The organism is Streptomyces sp. NPDC048211, assembly GCF_043202315.1.
In the GTDB taxonomy this organism is placed as follows: domain Bacteria; phylum Actinomycetota; class Actinomycetes; order Streptomycetales; family Streptomycetaceae; genus Streptomyces.
Genome location: NZ_JBIDAD010000012.1, coordinates 137,764 through 154,755, shown reverse-complemented (window position 1 = coordinate 154,755; position 16,992 = coordinate 137,764). Strand labels below are relative to the sequence as shown.

At 72.8% G+C, this 16,992-nt stretch carries 17 protein-coding genes and 1 pseudogene; 8 read left to right on the top strand and 10 right to left on the bottom strand.

What is annotated here, in order from left to right; genetic code table 11:
• Window positions 1-22 precede the first annotated feature (22 nt).
• The gene (locus ACGFZA_RS34240) at window positions 23-913 is read right to left on the bottom strand and encodes an MHYT domain-containing protein (RefSeq protein ID WP_385282617.1); all 891 of its coding nucleotides are present in this window, start codon (window positions 911-913) and stop codon (window positions 23-25) included.
• 213 nt (window positions 914-1,126) lie between these two features.
• Here ACGFZA_RS34240 and ACGFZA_RS34235 point away from each other — a divergent pair, with 213 nt between their 5' ends.
• Both ACGFZA_RS34235 and ACGFZA_RS34230 read left to right on the top strand, forming a co-directional pair.
• A complete protein-coding gene (locus ACGFZA_RS34235) occupies window positions 1,127-2,101 on the top strand; it encodes a glycerophosphodiester phosphodiesterase (protein WP_393684299.1) in 975 nt (324 codons plus the stop codon).
• 72 nt (window positions 2,102-2,173) lie between these two features.
• Window positions 2,174-2,716, top strand: coding sequence for a methylated-DNA--[protein]-cysteine S-methyltransferase (locus ACGFZA_RS34230; RefSeq protein ID WP_393684297.1), 543 nt, complete (start codon window positions 2,174-2,176; stop codon window positions 2,714-2,716).
• Window positions 2,717-2,932: 216 nt separating this feature from the next.
• Here the strand turns inward: ACGFZA_RS34230 and ACGFZA_RS34225 are convergent, their stop codons facing one another.
• Both ACGFZA_RS34225 and ACGFZA_RS34220 read right to left on the bottom strand, forming a co-directional pair.
• Complete coding sequence (locus tag ACGFZA_RS34225) at window positions 2,933-3,295, bottom strand: cupin domain-containing protein (RefSeq protein WP_393684295.1); 363 nt, start codon at window positions 3,293-3,295, stop codon at window positions 2,933-2,935.
• Entirely contained in the window at window positions 3,282-4,229 is a 948-nt protein-coding gene (locus tag ACGFZA_RS34220) for a class I SAM-dependent methyltransferase (RefSeq protein ID WP_393684293.1), read from the bottom strand. The genes ACGFZA_RS34225 and ACGFZA_RS34220 overlap by 14 nt, the downstream gene beginning before the upstream one ends.
• An 88-nt stretch (window positions 4,230-4,317) precedes the next feature.
• Between ACGFZA_RS34220 and ACGFZA_RS34215 the strand changes: the two genes are divergently transcribed.
• Window positions 4,318-5,259 (top strand): pseudouridine-5'-phosphate glycosidase, encoded by a 942-nt coding sequence (locus ACGFZA_RS34215; RefSeq protein WP_393684291.1) that lies wholly within the window; start codon window positions 4,318-4,320, stop codon window positions 5,257-5,259.
• Window positions 5,256-6,164: a carbohydrate kinase family protein gene (locus ACGFZA_RS34210; RefSeq protein ID WP_393684289.1), complete on the top strand. Its 909-nt coding sequence runs from the start codon at window positions 5,256-5,258 to the stop codon at window positions 6,162-6,164. The genes ACGFZA_RS34215 and ACGFZA_RS34210 overlap by 4 nt, the downstream gene beginning before the upstream one ends.
• A 16-nt stretch (window positions 6,165-6,180) precedes the next feature.
• Here ACGFZA_RS34210 and ACGFZA_RS34205 read toward each other — a convergent pair whose 3' ends face one another.
• Window positions 6,181-6,828, bottom strand: coding sequence for a uridine kinase (locus ACGFZA_RS34205; protein ID WP_393684287.1), 648 nt, complete (start codon window positions 6,826-6,828; stop codon window positions 6,181-6,183).
• 68 nt (window positions 6,829-6,896) lie between these two features.
• Here ACGFZA_RS34205 and ACGFZA_RS34200 point away from each other — a divergent pair, with 68 nt between their 5' ends.
• Window positions 6,897-7,262, top strand: coding sequence for a nuclear transport factor 2 family protein (locus ACGFZA_RS34200; protein WP_385282595.1), 366 nt, complete (start codon window positions 6,897-6,899; stop codon window positions 7,260-7,262).
• 58 nt (window positions 7,263-7,320) lie between these two features.
• On the opposite strand, the gene ACGFZA_RS34195 is transcribed toward ACGFZA_RS34200, so the two are convergent.
• Together ACGFZA_RS34195 and ACGFZA_RS34190 are read right to left on the bottom strand one after the other, a co-directional pair.
• Window positions 7,321-7,773, bottom strand: coding sequence for a cupin domain-containing protein (locus tag ACGFZA_RS34195; protein ID WP_385282663.1), 453 nt, complete (start codon window positions 7,771-7,773; stop codon window positions 7,321-7,323).
• A gap of 161 nt (window positions 7,774-7,934) precedes the next feature.
• Entirely contained in the window at window positions 7,935-8,612 is a 678-nt protein-coding gene (locus tag ACGFZA_RS34190) for a winged helix-turn-helix transcriptional regulator (protein WP_393684284.1), read from the bottom strand.
• Window positions 8,613-8,700: 88 nt separating this feature from the next.
• On the opposite strand from ACGFZA_RS34190, the gene ACGFZA_RS34185 reads away from it, so the two are divergent.
• Both ACGFZA_RS34185 and ACGFZA_RS34180 read left to right on the top strand, forming a co-directional pair.
• On the top strand, window positions 8,701-9,912 hold the full coding sequence (locus tag ACGFZA_RS34185) for a pyridoxal phosphate-dependent aminotransferase (protein WP_385282589.1): 1,212 nt from the start codon (window positions 8,701-8,703) through the stop codon (window positions 9,910-9,912).
• 31 nt (window positions 9,913-9,943) lie between these two features.
• Window positions 9,944-10,603, top strand: a complete 660-nt coding sequence (locus ACGFZA_RS34180; RefSeq protein ID WP_385282586.1) for a peptidase — start codon at window positions 9,944-9,946, stop codon at window positions 10,601-10,603.
• A 278-nt stretch (window positions 10,604-10,881) separates the two neighbouring features.
• On the opposite strand, the pseudogene ACGFZA_RS34175 reads toward ACGFZA_RS34180, so the two are convergent.
• Window positions 10,882-10,968 (bottom strand): annotated as a pseudogene (locus ACGFZA_RS34175).
• A gap of 38 nt (window positions 10,969-11,006) precedes the next feature.
• Window positions 11,007-11,738, bottom strand: a complete 732-nt coding sequence (locus tag ACGFZA_RS34170) for a hypothetical protein (RefSeq protein ID WP_219573891.1) — start codon at window positions 11,736-11,738, stop codon at window positions 11,007-11,009.
• Window positions 11,739-11,862: 124 nt separating this feature from the next.
• Between ACGFZA_RS34170 and ACGFZA_RS34165 the strand changes: the two genes are divergently transcribed.
• Window positions 11,863-12,171: a hypothetical protein gene (locus ACGFZA_RS34165; protein ID WP_385282583.1), complete on the top strand. Its 309-nt coding sequence runs from the start codon at window positions 11,863-11,865 to the stop codon at window positions 12,169-12,171.
• A gap of 11 nt (window positions 12,172-12,182) precedes the next feature.
• Here ACGFZA_RS34165 and ACGFZA_RS34160 read toward each other — a convergent pair whose 3' ends face one another.
• Window positions 12,183-13,505 (bottom strand): SWIM zinc finger family protein, encoded by a 1,323-nt coding sequence (locus ACGFZA_RS34160; RefSeq protein WP_385282580.1) that lies wholly within the window; start codon window positions 13,503-13,505, stop codon window positions 12,183-12,185.
• Window positions 13,502-16,456, bottom strand: a complete 2,955-nt coding sequence (locus tag ACGFZA_RS34155) for an SNF2-related protein (protein WP_393684280.1) — start codon at window positions 16,454-16,456, stop codon at window positions 13,502-13,504. Before ACGFZA_RS34155 ends, ACGFZA_RS34160 begins: the two co-directional genes overlap by 4 nt.
• Between the last annotated feature and the right edge of the window lie 536 nt (window positions 16,457-16,992).

Sequence of the window (16,992 nt, the reverse complement as noted above, 5' to 3'; positions counted from 1 at the left end):
CGGCTCCCGCGTCGGCCTCGGGTCACCAGTCCTGGGGCTGCGCGGAGTCCTGCCGCTGCGAGTGGAACGACGCCGGATCGGCGTGCGTACCGAACCGGGGCACCTGGCGCTGGGCCGGGATTCCGGGGGTCCTGGCCCTGCGGATGACCTCGGGGTCGTTCCAGTCCGGGGTCCCCATGACCACCAGCGGGTCGAACATGACGACGACTGCGGCGAGCACCAGGAAGCAGGCGGGGCCGATCAGCATGGGGACGAGCAGCGCGGTCGCGCTGTCGCCCGTGTCCGAGGAGGTTCCGCCGGCGACGGCCGGGTGGAGATGGACCCTGAGCGCGGCCATACCGGTGTAGTGCATGCCGCTCACCGCGACACCCATCACCACACTGGCTCCGAGGCTGGGCAGGAAGCCGTGGATGGAGACGGCGGCCCAGAGCGCGGCGGTCGAGGCCACCACGGCGATGACGACGGAGAGTGACACGGTGATCGTGTCGTACTCGAACTGCCCATCAAGTCGCATACCGGCCATGCCGAGGTAGTGCATGGAGGCCACGCCGAGGCCGGTGATCGTTCCTCCCGTCACCAGTGCCATGCGGGTGGCGCCGCGGTACCCGACCAGGAAGATCCCGATACCGACCATGACGATCGCGACGGCGAGGCTGGCGAAGGTGATCGGCTTGTCGTAGCCGATCGGCGCCTCCTCGACGGTGAACCCCACCATCGCGATGAAGTGCATCGTCCAGATGCCCGAGCCTATGGAGGTCGCGCCCAGAGCGAGCCAGCCGGCCTTGAAGGAGCGCTCCGTGCGCAGCGACCGGGTGGTGCAGCGCAGCCCCAGGGCCGCGCCGAGACATGCCATGAGGAAGGCGGCCACGGGAGTGACCGCCCCGTAGCCGAAACCGTCGATTGTGCCCTGCATGCTCGTACGCCCTTCGCAGAAGCCCGGGTTCGGCTGACCTTAAGGCGCAAGGCCCGGCAAACAAACAGAAGAACAGCATTTTATCGACAGGGGCGGCGGCCCGTGACCCGGTCCCCGGGACGGGTTCACGCGGTGACCGCCCCTCCCCTGTCCCCCGTACGGCGACGGCCGGAGCACCCGCGCCCGTCCGTCACTCTGACGCAAGGAGTCCACGTGTACGCAGGCACCGCAACCGCCTCCGTCGCTGCCGCCGCCCTGCTGGGCGCCGGCACGTTACTGATGTCGAACACGACCGCCGGGGCGCCGGGCGCGGACGCCCCCGGCCGCCCCGTGGCGGCGGCCCACGCCGTGCCCGTGGGCTCCGCGCCGGGCGCCGGCGACCGGGGCGCCGGTGACGTGACCGGGGACCGGGCGGGCGACCCGCTCGTCATCGCCCACAGGGGCGCGTCGGCGTACGCGCCCGAGAACACCCTGGCGGCGGTGGACAAGGCCGATGTCCTGGGCTTCGACTGGGTGGAGAACGACGTCCAGCTCACCCGGGACGGCGTGCTGGTCGTCATCCACGACACCGGGCTGAAGCGGACCACGGATGCCGAACAGGTGTTCCCCGACCGTGCGCCGTGGGCGGTCAAGGACTTCACGGCCGCCGAGATCGCCCGGCTGGACGCGGGCAGCTGGTTCGGTCCGGTGTACGCCGGCGCACGGGTGCCCACGCTCCGGCAGTATCTGCACCGGATCGAGCGCAACCACCAGAACCTGCTCCTGGAGATCAAGAGTCCCGAGACCTACCCCGGGATCGAGCGGGCGATCCTGCGGGTCCTGCGGCAGGAGGGGTGGCTCGACCGCGAGCACGTCCGCAGCCGTCTGGTCGTCCAGAGCTTCGGCGCCGACAGTGTGCGTACGGTGCACGAGCAGCGCCCGGACGTCGTCACGGCCTTCCTCGGCACCCCGGACGTGGCCGATCTTCCCTCGTACGCGGAGTTCACCGACCGGATCAACCCTGCGTACACCTCGATCTCGCGCGAGTACGTGGCAGCGGTGCACGCGCTGAAGGGCCCCCACGACAAGCGGCTCCAGCTCGACGCCTGGACGGTGAACGACGCCGAGCACGCGCTCCAGGTGGCCGGCTACGGCGTGGACGGCATCATCACCAACACACCCGATGTGGTGCGGGAGGCCACCGGCTGACGGCTGCCCGGTCCGCTCGGTACGACCGCACACCGCCGTCCGCTGTCAGTGGCCGGTCGTACGGTGGTTTCCATGAACAGCAACGGGGTTGTCGAGTGGGCCGTCGTCGACAGCGACATCGGCCCGCTCATGCTGGCCGCGACCGGCACGGGCCTGGTCACCGTGGTCTTCCACGCCCGGCCGGCGGTGCGGGACCGGGCGCTGGACCGGCTGGCCGCCCGGCTCGGTGCGGAGCCCGCGGAGGCACCCGGCTCCGCACGGCTCGCCGAGCCGATACGCCAGCTCGCGGCGTACTTCGCGGGCACGCTCCGTGCGTTCTCGCTCGACCTGGACTGGTCGCTGACGAGCGGCTTCAACCGCCAGGTTCTCCGCGAGCTGGCGACGGGCGTGCCGTACGGCGCGGTCGCCGGGTACGGGGACCTCGCCGACCGGGTGGGGCAGCCGGGGGCGGCCCAGGCGGTCGGCGCCGCCATGGGGTCCAACCCGCTGCCCGTGGTGGTGCCCTGCCACCGCGTGGTGGAGAGCGACGGCGGGCTCGGCGGCTTCGGCGGCGGGCTGGAGACCAAGCGGCAGCTGCTGGCCCTGGAGGGCGTGCTGCCCCAGCCGTTGTTCTGACCACGCTCCCGGCGGCCCCGCCGTGCCGGTGCGGCAGTGCCCCGCCGGCGCGGATGTGCTGGGCAGGGGTGCCCCTGCTCCGGACCGTCGCCCGCCACGTCACGGCCCGAGCCCGAGCCGGAGCCGGCGCCCGAGCGGAGCCGCGCCCGAGCCCGCGGGCCCGGGCTTCAGACGCCGACTCGGACCCGCCAGCCACTCACACCGCTCGCAGGCTGCTCAGAGACTGATGTGGTACGCCTTGCGCAGCGTCTCGTGCACCGTCCACGTCGTACGGTCCCCCTCGCGCAGCACACAGGCGTCGCCCGGTCCGATCTCCAGCGTGGCGCCGCCCTCGACCTCCACGGTCGCGCGCCCGCTGACGACCACGAACAGTTCGTTGGCCTCGGTGTCCGTGACGACGCCGGGTGTGATCTGCCAGATCCCGCGCACCTGCTTGCCGTCGGCCGACTCCCACAGCACCTTGCCGGTGACCTCGGGGTCGCCCGAGACGATCTGCCCCGGTTCGAGCGGTTCCGGTTCGAGCACGGCGTCGGGGATGTGCACGGCGAACGAGGCAGGAGCTTGATCAAATGTGGTCATGGCCGGTCACCTTAACCACCGCCTCGGGACGTCTCACCACCAGGACGGGCTGGAAGAAGCCCGACTCGTCGGGCTCGTGCCACACGGGCTCCCGCAGCCCGGCCCGCGCCGTGAACTCGACGATCTGCGCCTGGGACAGCGCCCAGTAGGAGGTGCGCCGCGTACGCACGCCCCAGCGCTCCCCCGTCTCGCCTTCCCCTTCGGCGCCGGATTCGGCCGACGTACCGGGCCGCAGCTGGAAGTGCTCCAGGTCGTAGCGTTCACCGTCCGGTTGCCAGTGCCACAGCTGAAAGGTGACCACACGGCCGTCGGCCCCTTCCCTCATCTGTGGTGGCGTGGACCCCGGGCGTTCGCGGCGCAGCCGGTCGTACGGCCGGGTGGACAGCAGCAGCACTCCGCCCGGCCTCAGCACCCTGCGCATCTCGCCGAGCGCCGCCACCACCGCCTCAGGGGTGAGGAGATGCGGCAGGGAGTTGTCGGCGCACACGACGACGTCGAACGAGGCGTCGCGGAACGGCAGCTGCGTCATGTCGGCTGCCGCGACGCGCAGCCCGATCCCTCGCGAGGCCGCCTCCTTCGCGGCACGGCTCACCGCCGCGGGGCTCAGATCGCTGCCGGTGACCCGGTATCCCAGTGCGGCCAGCCCCAGCGCCTGCGTCCCGATGCCGCAGGCGCAGTCCAGCACGTCGTACGCGACGTCCTCGTCGCCGGAACGGGTCCCACCGCCCGGCCGGGCCGCCTCGCCCTGGCCGGCACCGCCGCCCCCGGGAGCGGCGGTGCCGGCCAGGACCGCCTCGCCGATCAGCGCGGAGAGCGCCGCCGCCTGCCGTGCGATGCTCGCGTCCCAGTCCGCGTACATGAGGTCGTAGTCCGCGGCCAGGTCGTCGTAGAAATACCGAACCGTGTTCGCCGAACGAGCAGTCGAAGGCTTCATGGCCCGACGCTAACGCGACGAGAGGCGACTTCCGGCCGCCCGGACCGCAGACGTTTGAGTGCGGCCCGTCCGCGACAGGGATGTGGACATGTCACCGACTGAGCCGCTCGACGCCACCCCTTACGCGCCCGTTCTCTCCGCGGAGGTACGGGACGCCCTGGCCGCGCACCGGCCCGTGGTCGCCCTGGAGTCGACGATCATCTCCCATGGCCTGCCCCGCCCCCGCAACCTGCGGGTCGCCGAGGAGCTGGAAGGGATCGTCCGCTCGGCTGGCGCCGTGCCCGCCACGGTCGCCGTGCTGGACGGCAGCGCCCGGGTCGGCCTGGACAAGGCCCAGCTGGAACGCGTCGCCGAGGACCCGGCGATGCGCAAGCTGGGGCACCGGGACCTCGCGCCGGCACTGGCGGCCGGTGCGAGCGGGGCGACGACGGTCTCCGCGACCGCGTTCCTCGCCGCACGGGCGGGCCTGCGGATCTTCGCGACCGGCGGGCTCGGGGGCGTGCACCGGGGCTGGACCGAGACGCAGGACGAGTCCGCGGACCTGCGGCTGCTGGCGGGGACGGGCATCACCGTGGTCTGCGCGGGAGTGAAGTCGATCCTGGACGTCCCCGCCACGCTGCAACGTCTGGAGACCCTCGGGGTCGGGGTGCTGGGCTACGGCACCGACCGGTTCCCCGGCTTCTACCTGAGCAGTTCGGGTGAGCCGGTCGACTGGACCGTGCGGTCACCCGAGGAGGTGGCGGAGGTGATGGGGGCGCAGGACGCGCTCGGCGGCCCGGCGTCGGCGCTGATCGTGGCGAACCCCGTGCCGCGGGAGGAACAGCTGGATCCCGCGCTGCACGACCGGGTGCTGGCCGAGGCGTTGGACGCGTGCCGGGAGCGCGGCATCGTGGGGCAGGCCGTCACCCCGTATCTGCTCGGCCATCTGATGCGGGGCACGGGAGGCGCCTCGCTGGAGGCCAACCTGGCGGCCGTCCGCGGCAACGTGGCGCTCGCCGCCCGGATCGCCACCGCCTGGGCCGCGCGGTGACCGGCGGTCTTCTCGTCGTCGGGGACGTGGTCACGGATGTGGTGGCGCGGCACGGTTCGGCGCTGGTCCACGGCACGGACACGGCGGCCCGGATCTGGACGCGGGCAGGCGGCGCGGGGGCCAACGTGGCCTGCTGGGCAGTCCGTTCGGGCTGCCCTGACGTGCGGCTGGTGGCCCGCGTGGGCGCCGACTCCGCGGACTGGCACCGGGACCTGCTGCGGCGCGCGGGGGTGCGGGAGCTGCTGGCGGTGGACGACGAGGTGCCGACAGCCACCGTCGTCGCCCTGGTCGACCGGTCCGCCGAGCGCACCTTCCTCACCGACAGCGGCGCGGTGCTGCGGCTCTCCCCCGACGACTGGTCGCCGTCGATGCTGGACGGCATCGCCCACCTGCATCTGTCCGGATACCTCCTCTTCGCCGGGACGAGCCGCGCGACCGCCCTGCTCGCGCTGCGGGAGGCGGGCAGGCGCGACATCCCGGTGAGCATCGATCCCGCCTCGGCCGGGTTCCTCGCCGAACTGGGCGTCGACAGGTTCCTCGCCCTGACCGAGGGGGCGGATCTTCTGCTGCCCAACGCGGACGAGGCGAAGCTGCTCACCGGGCTCCCCGACCCGGCCGACGCGGCAGCCAAGTTGAGCCTGCTGGTCCGTCAGGTCGTGGTCACTCTCGGCGGGGGCGGCGTTCTGCTGGCCTCCGCGGGATCGGTGACCGCCCGCGTCGCGGCCGAGCCCGTGTCCGTGGCCGTGGATTCCACCGGGGCCGGGGACGCGTTCACCGGGGGCTTCCTCGCGGCCCGGCTAGCGGGCGCCGACGACGCGACCGCCGCGGCGGCGGGGTGCCGTGCGGGGGCGGAGGCCGTCATGTCCGTGGGCGGGCGGCCGCCCCTGCCCGGGGACCCGCCGTGACCGGACCCCGGGGAGCTCATCCTGCCGGCCGCAGCCCGGTCCAGGCGGGACGGTGCGGATCGTCGGCCCTGACGACCGCGCCCGCGCTCCCGGTGGGCGCCACCTCGTCCTCGTACCGTGCGAAGGCGGGCAGGGTCCACTGCTCGTCCTCCCGCGTACGCCGTCGCAACGCACCCGCCGACAGCCGCAGATGGACGCTCAGGTCGAACGGGAACCAGTGCCCCAGCAGCAACGGCCCGTGCAGGACCAGCACGCCGCCCTCCGGGAGGTGCCGGTACGGGCTCCGCGTCGCCCGGTCCGTGACCGGATCCCACAGATCGGGCAGGACCCGGCCGCTGCCGCCGGGCTCCAGCGGACCGAACACCTCGCGCCACAGCGCGCCGGTGTCGAACCAGCTGCCGTAGTACGAGTCGGGGTCCCGTCTGCCGTACTCGTACCGCAGACTGGCCGGCCGCAGGAACCCCTCCGTGGAGACCGGGAGCACCGCCCGGCCGCGCAGCCGCAGTCCTTGGGCGACCGCACCCGCCAGCTCCCCGGTACGGGCGGCCGGGGCGCCGTCGACGGCGATCTTGAGCCAGGGCCCGCCGTCGGCCGGTTTCAGCCCGTCGGCGTGCGCGGCAAGCACGTCCGCGAGCCGCTCCCAGGTGATCGCTTCGAATCGCACGCGTCCATGGTGCACTTGTTGCCGAAAATGCGGGGCGCCCGCCGGCTCCACCCCTTACGGTCCTGATCATGGATCTTCAATTCGCCCGCACGTTCGCCACACAGTGGCAGGACGACTGGAACTCCCACGACCTGGACCGCATCCTGGCGCACTACCACGAGGACGTGACGTTCAGCTCCCCCATGATCGCGCGGTTCACCGGCGAAGCCTCCGGCACGGTCCGCGGCAAGGCCGAGCTGCGTGCCTACTGGACACGTGGGCTGGAACTCATCCCCGACCTCGCGTTCGAGGTCATGGACGTGCGGGCGGGCGTCGACACGCTGGTGATCGACTACCGCAACCAGATCGGCGGCCGGGTGTACGAGGTGCTGACCTTCCGGGACGGCCTGGTGATCGGCGGCCTCGGGGCTTACGGGGAGACGCTCGCCCACTGACGGTCGGCGCCCGGCGGCACGGTGGACGGCCGGGACGACAGGGGGCGGGCCTCGTGCCCTACTTCCTCTTGCCGCAGTCCACCGCGTCGGCGTCGTCGGAGAGTGCGCTGCCCTCGGGCAGCAGATAGGTCACCCACAGGACGACGGGCTCGGTCCCCAGATTCTGGCCGATGTGGCGGTGCTTCACCCCGGACGGCTCGATGAAGGACGTGCCGGCCGGAGTCACCTCGACCGAGCAGTCGTCCAGGGTGCGGGTCAGGGTCCCGGACTTGACGACGACGATCAGCTGGCCGCGATGGGTGTGCCAGCCGGTGGAGCCGCCGGGGGCGACGGTGATCGTCCGGAAGGTGACGTCGGTACGGCCCTTCGGCGTCTTGACCTTCAGCTTGCCCGGCGAAGTGCCCTCCGCGACGACGGTGGCGCTCACCCCGCTGCCGGGGGTGGCGACCGCCGCCGCCGGGACGATACCGAGCGCGGCCACACAACCTCCCACGACGAGTGCCTTACCCAGCCGCCCCGGCTGCCCCTGCCGCTTCTGTCCTTCCTGCTGTTCCTGGCGCTCGTGCTGTCTGCCGGTTCTCACGGGCAACTCCTTCGCGTCGGTGTCCCGGACATCCCAAATGCCCCGACACTACCCAGAAGTTGACCGCATGAATCACGCCAACGTGCTCGTCATGCGCCACGCATCTCCGCGGCCAGCGGCCCGTCTCCGGACACCTCGATCCGCCCGTCCCGCACGGCCTCGGCGAAGGTCACTTCGCCGCGCCCCAGCGCGAGGCAGAGCTCTGCATCGAGGGCGATACGCGCGTCGGCACGGGCGGCCGGCCCGTCCCCGTACACCCGTTCACCGGCCACCGGCACCCCTGCGCGGACATGGAACGCGCCCTCGTCGAGGTGTACGTCAACCACCCCGCCCGTGGCCGGCCCCCCGAACCCCTCCAGTGCGCGCAGCAGCGGAAGCGCGAACCAGTGCGCCCGGACCGCGTCCGTGGGCCGCCGCTCCACCAGTGCGGGTGCCCCCCACTCGGCAAGCGCGACGAGGACGGGCAGCAGCCCGTGTCCGCGCTCGGTGAGTTCGTACACCGAGGCGGCGGCGGGCGGGGGAAGTTTGCGGCGCGTGACCAGCCCGCCCTGCTCCATGTCCTTGAGCCGGGACGCCAGGACATCCGTGCTGACTCCGGGCAGGTCGGCGTGGAGATCGGTGTAGCGGCGCGGACCGGCCAGCAGTTCACGGACGATCAGCAGGCTCCACCGGTCGCCGACGGCGTCCAGCGCCCGGGCACTGGCGCAGAACTGGTCGTAACTCCGGCGGCGGACCGGGCGGGTTGCTGGCTGTTGCTGACGTGGCATGCCACGCAGTCTAGACATGTTGTTGGACTTTCCAAGCTCAAGCTTGGTAAAACCAAGTATCGCAATCGGGTCGGGGAGGCAGCACCGCATGGAATTCCGCCAGTCCAGCAAGCTCAACGAGGTCTGTTACGAGATCCGGGGCCCGGTCATCGAGCACGCCAACGCCCTGGAGGAGGCGGGCCACAGCGTGCTCCGCCTCAACACGGGCAACCCGGCGCTGTTCGGCTTCGAGGCGCCGGAGGAGATCGTCCAGGACATGATCCGGATGCTCCCGCAGGCCCACGGCTACACGGATTCGCGCGGCATCCTGTCCGCCCGCCGGGCCGTCGCGCAGCGCTACCAGGCGATGGGGCTCACCGAGGTCGGCGTCGACGACGTCTTCCTCGGCAACGGTGTCTCGGAGCTGATCTCCATGGCCGTACAGGGGCTGCTGGAGAACGGCGACGAGGTCCTCATCCCGTCCCCCGACTACCCGCTGTGGACCGCGGTGACCACGCTGGCCGGCGGGAAGGCCGTGCACTACACGTGCGACGAGGGCGCGGACTGGAACCCGGACCTCGCCGACATGGCGTCGAAGATCACCGACCGGACCCGTGCCGTCGTGATCATCAACCCGAACAATCCGACCGGTGCCGTCTATCCGCGCGAGATCCTCGAAGGCATCCTCGACCTCGCCCGGCGGCACGGCCTGATGGTGTTCGCCGACGAGATCTACGACCAGATCCTGTACGACGACGCCGAGCACCACAGCGTGGCGGTCCTCGCCCCCGACCTGGTCTGCCTCACCTTCAGCGGGCTCTCGAAGACGTACCGCGTGGCCGGCTTCCGTTCGGGCTGGATGGTGGTGTCGGGTCCCCAGCAGCACGCCCGCAGCTATCTGGAAGGGCTGACCATGCTCGCCTCCATGCGGCTGTGCCCCAACGCCCCGGCGCAGTACGCGATCCAGGCCGCACTCGGCGGCCGTCAGTCGATCCGGGAGCTGGTGGTGCCCGGGGGCAGGCTGTACGAACAGCGCGACCGCGCCTGGGAGAAGCTGAACGAGATCCCGGGGGTGTCCTGCGTGAAGCCGAAGGGCGCGCTGTACGCCTTCCCGCGCATCGACCCGAAGGTGCATCCGATCGTCGACGACGAGAAGTTCGTCCTGGACCTGCTGCTGCGGGAGAAGATCCAGGTCGTCCAGGGCACCGGTTTCAACTGGCCACGGCCCGACCACTTCCGGATCCTGACCCTCCCGTACGCTGACGATCTTGACGCGGCGATCAGCCGGATCGGACGCTTCCTGACTGGATACCGGCAGTGAACCGGTCACCGGAGACGAACGGAGACCGATCGTGAGCTGTCCCACCTGCCGGGTCCCCGTGCACACCCAGTTCGCCTCGTTCGAGCTCGTCGGGCCGATCGTCGAGGGCGGACTGGACCCGGCCTCCGACCCCGGCTGGGCGGACTCGGGCGCGAAGTCGCCCGCGGAGTACGCGCGCTGGGCCGGTCATCTGTGCGGTATGACCTGCCTGCGCATGGCGCTCGGCGCCGGCGCACCGTCACTTTTCGCGCTGCGGGACGGAGCGCTGGAGTACGGCGCGTACACCGAGGACGGCGACGGCGCGATCCGCGGGCTGGTGTACGCGCCCTTCGCCACGTACGTACGCGAGAAGCACGGCCTGGACGCCACGGTCCACCGCCAACTCGCCCCGGAGGAAATGCTGGACCTGCTGGACGAGGGCCGGTCCGTCATGGCCTCGGTCCACTACACGATCCGCCACCCGCAGCGGCCCGCACCGGGACGCGGTGGCCATCTGGTGCTCCTGACGTCCCGCACGTCCGACGGTACGGGCGTCCACTTCCACAACCCCTCCGGCACGACGGCCGGGACCCGGGCGGCGGAGCTGCCGCTGGCCGACTTCGAGCGCTTCTTCGCGGGGCGCGGGGTGTCGTTGCGCGCGGCGGACGACGCGCGGGACCGGCCCGGAACGGGAGCGGGCCCGGGGGCGTAGCCGGCCCCCGAGCCCTGTGATTGCCGCCTGTACGGCACGCCGGCACTTTTAAAGGTCCCGTGTCAGTTTTATGTCGCCGCGTCCTGCCTTTAGACGACCGCAGACCGAAGCTCCGCGGGCCGGAGTCGAACCGGCATCTCGACGCGCACGGGCACGGGCCCGGTTGATCCGGCGATAGGCGGCGCATGCTGAGTCTGGAGCAAGAGTCTGAGATTGATCGCGGCCTGCCTCTGCCATTTGGGCTACCCCGGCCCGTATCCGTACGGGAAGTACGGAAGTGCCGGGGGGAGGACTCGAACCTCCACTGGGACCGCGTCGTCACGACAAGCTTCATTTTCAGCTTTGCGCTCCTCGCGCACCCCGGCGGCTTCGACCGCCGCCGGGGATTCCATGGTCGGTCACCTCATCCGAAGAGGTAACCGAAGACCGCATCACCCACCCGCTGGTCCGTGACGTCAACGCCGTTGGCCTCCTCGCGCGCGAACTTGACGGCCTGCTGGAGCTTCTCCACCCGGTCGAGCAGTTCGTTGATCCGCCGCGCGGGCAGCGCCCCGGAGAACTTCACCGTCGTCCAGTAGCCGATCGGGATGTCCTCGTAGTACACCTCGACCTGCGCCGGGTGCTTCTCGGTGGCCTCCGCCTTCACGTGGTTGCGGGGCACCTTCTTCGTCCGCAGGGTGCGCACCGGCTCGGTCTTCCAGGAGTCCGTCGACGGGTCCTGGGCCCACGCCTCGGAAGCGTCGAGCACCGGAAGCTTGCGGACGAAGGTGTTGATGTCCGTGAGCTGCTTCTCCAGGAAGAGCAGGTACGACACCGGCACGCCACTCACCAGGACGCGGCCGTCGACCGAGACGTCGGCGCGGGCCGCGCAGTTCGCCCAGTCCTTCGTGGCGGTCACGTCGAAGAGGCGGGTGAGCGTCGCCGCGGTCTCCCGCAGCACGTCCTCGGCCTTGATCTGCACCAGGGTCGACTCGGGCGGCAGTTGCTCACCCTCCTCGTCCTTCGGCTGGTACGTCCGGGAGATTCCGGCCAGCAGACCGGCCTTCTGGAGGCCGTGATGCGCCGCCGTCAGGTCCTGGTGAGCCTTGGACTTGACGCCCTTCTCCACTGCGATGATCTGATTGAGTTTCGCCACGTCCAGAAAACTAGCAACAGCAACACCGGCCGCACGAGGGGTTTTTGCCGCACGGACAGCACCCGTCGCATCCTCGCTGTTCCGCGGCCGGGTGCCGGGCACCGACCAGTAGGGAGCAAGCCGGATGGGCACGCCCATACGCCACTTCACCGCGACGACCGAGCAGGGGCAGGTCTTCACGGTCAACATCGAGCGGGACTTCCGGTACGACCCGTACCGCGACTTCCTCGTCTGTACGCACTGCGACTGGTCTCCGTCGCTGCTGACGACCCGGCGGATCGCCGACATGGCCGGGGAGCACCTGTCGTCCGCCCACGGGGCCGGCCGGGGGCTGGCGCAGCAGGAAGACGAGTCGTTCCGCAAGGCGCGGCTGATCGTGCTGCCCGTCGTCGCCGTTCTGCTGATCGGGCTGCTGATCTTCCTGAACAGCTGACCCCGGCCGGATCAGCTGCCGCTGAGCTCCAGGAGTGCCGCCACCGGGTCGGAGTCCGGTGCGGCCCTGGGCCACCACTCGTCCTCGCCGGGCTCGGACTCGTAGCCGTACCACCGGGCGTCGTGGCCGAAGCGGAGCTGGAGCGCACCGCCGGGGTGGGTGAGATGGTTGCGCCACGGCTGGAAGCGGGGGAACCCGGCGGCGGCGAGGGCCGGGCGGGCGCGGTCGAAGGGGCCGGCCGGGGGGTCCCAGGGTGTCTCCAGGAGGGCGAGTCCCTCGGCTCCGCCCTGGCGCCACGCGGCCACGGCCCGGGCCAGGTCGGTGGTGTTGCGGCCGGTGGCGGATGCCAGCTCGCGGTAGAGGGCCCGGGTGGTGGCGGTGAGTCCGGCGGTGGGACGGGCGGCGGCCAGCCGGACCGCGTCCTGCCAGGCGGTGAGCCCGGCGATCGGGTCGAGGCCGGTGGTGAGCAGTGCGTGGGCGCGGGCCGCCGCGTCGGTGGCGAGCTGGTCGAGGGCGAGCGGGTCCCGGGCACCGGGGAACTCCGGGTACGAGGGTGGCTGGCCCGGATGCGGCTCCACCGGGAACGGGGCGGGCAACGGCGGCAGGAAGCGGTCGGCGAACGCCTCCCGCGCGGGTACGGACGGGGCGGCGGGCGCCGCGGGCCGCTCCCGCGCGGAGTGTGCGGCGTTGCGGCGGCCCAGGTCCTCCAGGAGCGCCCGCTCGCCCCGGCCGCGCAGCAGCAGGAGGACGAACGGGTCGGCGTCCAGGAGGCGGCCCATCTGGTAACAGAGTGCCGCCACGTGCTTGCACGGCCAGCCGCGGTCGGGGCAGGAACAGCCGGGGTCGAGGTCGTCCGCCGCGGGGAGCAGGGTGACGCCGGCGGCGGCGGCCGTGTCGGCGAGGGAGTGCGGCATCTCCTTGCCCAGCAGCGCGGCGAGGTGGCCGGGGCGGGCGGCGACCGCGTCGAGGAAGGTGTCCCAGTCGGGGTCGGTGAGCGCACGCAGCCTGAGCTCGGCGCGGTAGGGGCGGGGGCGGCTGCCGTGCACATAGGCGACGACCTGCCCCGGGGTGACGGTGATCGCGGCGACGTTCCCGCTGTCCGCGTACGCGCGCCCGCGGGCGAGCCTCGGCGCGTCCATCGACAGCGATTCCAGCGCGTCCACCCAGGCCCGGCCCCACCAGCTGTCCGCGAACGGTTCGTCGCCGCCGGAGGTGCGTGCGGGCACGGCCTCGAAGGTCCGCCGCAGGTCGTCGGGGCCGGGCCTGGACCGGGCGACGGGCCGCGCGCCGGGCGGGGTGTGGGGGCGGGAGGAGGCGTGGGGGCGGGGGCTCATGACGGCCTCCGGAGCGAGACGAGATCGGCCAGGTCGCGGTCGCTGAGCTCGGTCAGGGCGGTCTCCCCGGTGCCGAGCACGGCATCGGCCAGGGCCCGCTTGGCCTGCAGCATCTCGCCGATCCGGTCCTCGACGGTGCCTTCGGCGATCAGCCGGTGCACCTGGACCGGCTGGGTCTGCCCGATGCGGTAGGCGCGGTCGGTGGCCTGTTCCTCGACGGCCGGGTTCCACCAGCGGTCGTAGTGGATGACGTGGGCGGCGCGGGTGAGGTTCAGCCCGGTGCCTGCGGCCTTCAGGGAGAGCAGGAAGACCGGCACCTCGCCGGACTGGAAGCGGTCCACCATCCGTTCCCGCTCGGGCACCGGCGTACCGCCGTGCAGGAGCTGGGAGGGGATCGCGCGCGAGGTGAGATGCGCGGAGAGCAGCCGGGCCATCGTGACGTACTGGGTGAAGATGAGCACCGAGCCGTCCTCGGCGAGGATCGTGTCGAGGAGTTCGTCGAGCAGGGCGAGCTTCCCGGAGCGGCCGGTGAGCCGCGTCGGTTCCTCCTTCAGGTACTGCGCGGGGTGGTTGCAGATCTGCTTGAGCGAGGCCAGCAGCTTCATGATCAGGCCACGCCGGGCGATGCCCTCCGAGGCTTCGATGTACGCCATGGTCTCGCGCACCGTGGCCTCGTAGAGCGTGGCCTGTTCGCGGGTGAGGAAGACGGGGTGGTCGGTCTCCGTCTTGGGCGGCAGCTCGGGGGCGATGCCGGGGTCCGACTTCTTGCGGCGCAGCAGGAAGGGCCGGACCAGCCGGGAGAGCCGCTCCACCGCTTCGTCGTTGGCGATGCCGGCGGCGGTTCCGGTGTTCTCCACGATGCGGGCGTGGCGGGCCCGGAACGCCTTGAGGGGGCCGAGGAGTCCGGGGGTGGTCCAGTCGAGCAGGGCCCAGAGCTCGGAGAGGTTGTTCTCGACGGGGGTGCCGGTCAGGGCCACCCGGGCCGGGGACGGGATGGTGCGCAGCGCCTTCGCCGTGGAGGAGTGCGGGTTCTTCACGTGCTGTGCCTCGTCGGCGACGACCAGGCCCCAGCTGTGGGCGGCCAGTTCGGCCGCGCTGGAGCGCATCGTGCCGTAGGTGGTGAGGACGAAGCCGCCGTCGGGCCCGGCGAGGGTGCGGTCGGCGCCGTGGAACCGCCGGACGGGGACGCCGGGCGCGAAACGGTTGATCTCCCGGTGCCAGTTGCCCAGCAGCGAGGCGGGGCAGATCACCAGGGTCGGCGCGGGGTGGGCGCGGTGCAGATGGAGGGCGATGAGGGTGATCGTCTTGCCGAGCCCCATGTCGTCGGCGAGGCAGCCGCCGAGGCCGAGCGACGTCATCCGGTCCAGCCAGGCCAGACCGCGCAGCTGGTAGTCGCGGAGGGTGGCGTCGAGACCGGGCGGCGGTGCGATGGGGGTGTCGTCCTCGACGAGGCGGGCGCGCAGCGCGGCCAGCGCGCCGACCGGCACCGCCTCGACCTGCTCGCCGTCCACCTCGGCGCTGCCGGTCAGGGCGACGGCGAGCGCGTCCACCGGGTCGAGCAGGCCCAGCTCCCGCTTGCGTGCCTTGCGTACGAGGGCGGGGTCGACGACGACCCATTGGTCGCGCAGCCGCACCACGGGCCGGTGTGCCTCGGCGAGCACGTCCATCTCAGCCTCGGTCAGCTTCTGGTCCCCCAGCGAGAGCTGCCAGTTGAAGCTGAAGAGCTGTTCGGCGTCGAAGAACGAGGTGCCGTCGGTGGCCGAGCCGGGGGCGGGCCGCACGACGGCCGCCGCTGTGAGGGAGCGGGCGAGCTCCCTGGGCCAGTGCACGCTCACCCCGGCGGCCGACAGCCGTGCCCCGCCGGCGCCCAGCAGCTCCTGCAACTCGTCCTCGCCGAGGGCCAGCACGTCGGGGACGGGCTGGTCCAGCAGTCGTTCCAGCGGCACCCAGACGCGGGAGGCGCGGCGCAGGGCGAGCACGGCGTCGATCCGGGCGCGGGGGCCGAAGGGCTCGCCCGCCGTGCCGTTCCACAGGGCGGCCGCGTCGACGACGTAGGTGGGGTCGGCGAGGCTGTGCACCTGGGTGATGGCGGCGCCGGCGTGCCGTGCGGCGGCGGGTGTACGGCCGTCGGCCGCATCGCCGGCGGGCCCGTCGCCGGCGCCGGCCGTGTCGAAGAGCTCGTACGCGGACAGGTCCAGGCGCAGCGACACCCTGACGCCCGCGTCCAGTCCGGCGGCGACCTCCACCGCCCACTCCCGGGCGCCGGGCAGGTGCCTGGCCTCCCGGGCCGCGAACGGCGCCCCCATGGCGAAGGCGGCCGCGGGGGTCCTGGGCAGGGTGTCGGCCACCGCGTCGAGGAAGGAGCCGATGAGCGGCTCGGGGTCGGGGACCTGGAGGGGCGTCCGGTCCGGGAAGGGGATCGCGTATCCCTCGGCGGGCATGGCCGCGGCGACGGCGCGCAGATGGGCGATGTCCTCGGCGTCACGCGGCCCGGCCCGCCAGGCGTCATGGTCGTCGGCGGTCAGTCCGGGGAGCATCCGGCCGCGGGACACCAGGTGGAGCGCGTGCAGGGTGGCGGCTCCCCAGCAGCGGGTGGCGGGGTGGGCGGACCGCTGGTGGCGGGCACGGGCCAGCAGGGGCACCGCGTCGGCCACCGGGAGCAGCAGGGCCGGCACGGTGGTCCGGCGGACGTCCCCCTGCTCACCGTGGCGGCGGACGACCGTGATCTCGGAGGTCCGCGGGCCCGGTCCGTCCGCCTCGCCGGGTCCGGACGTGCCCGTCGGGAGCGCGGCGCCGGGACCGCACACGTCGGCGGGATCGGGCAGCGGGTGCCCTTCCGGGTCCCAGAAGGCGACCCGCCCCTCGCGCGGGAGCGCGGCGGGCAGGAAGACCGCGGCGCAGCGCAGCAGGCGGCCGACGGCCGCGTCCTGCGGTGGCGGTGCGCTGCTCACCTGCCGCTCCCCTTCCCGTCCGGGCTCCGCTCATGAGCCCTTGTGTCCTCGGTCCTCCGTGCCTGGTCAAGCCCGGTCGGCACGGGAACCCTCCGACTCGCGAGTCTAGGCGGGAGGTCTGACAGCGGACCGGCCGCCGCCGTTCCCGCAACTCGTACGGGGTCGGGCGGCGGCCGGAGCCAGCGGGGGCGAGCCCTGACGGACGGCCGTCCGCGCGAGGGCACGCGGCCGGACCAGCGCCGGGGAGGGCGGCCGGATCGGCGCCGGGGTGGGCGGCCGTGCCGCGCCGGAACACTCGGCCGCAGCGCCGGGGAGAGCGGCCGGATCCGCGCCTGCCGAGTGGCCGGGGCCCGTGGCCGCCCGGCGGGCGGGGCAGCGCCCGACGGACTCGCGCGGCCTGTGCCTGCCGTGCGGTCCGGGGCACGTGCCCGGGCCGGCGGGTGGGTCAGCGCCCGCCGGGGGTGGGCGGCCGTGCCGCGCCGGAACACTCGGCCGCAGCGCCGGGGAGAGCGGCCGGATCCGCGCCTGCCGAGTGG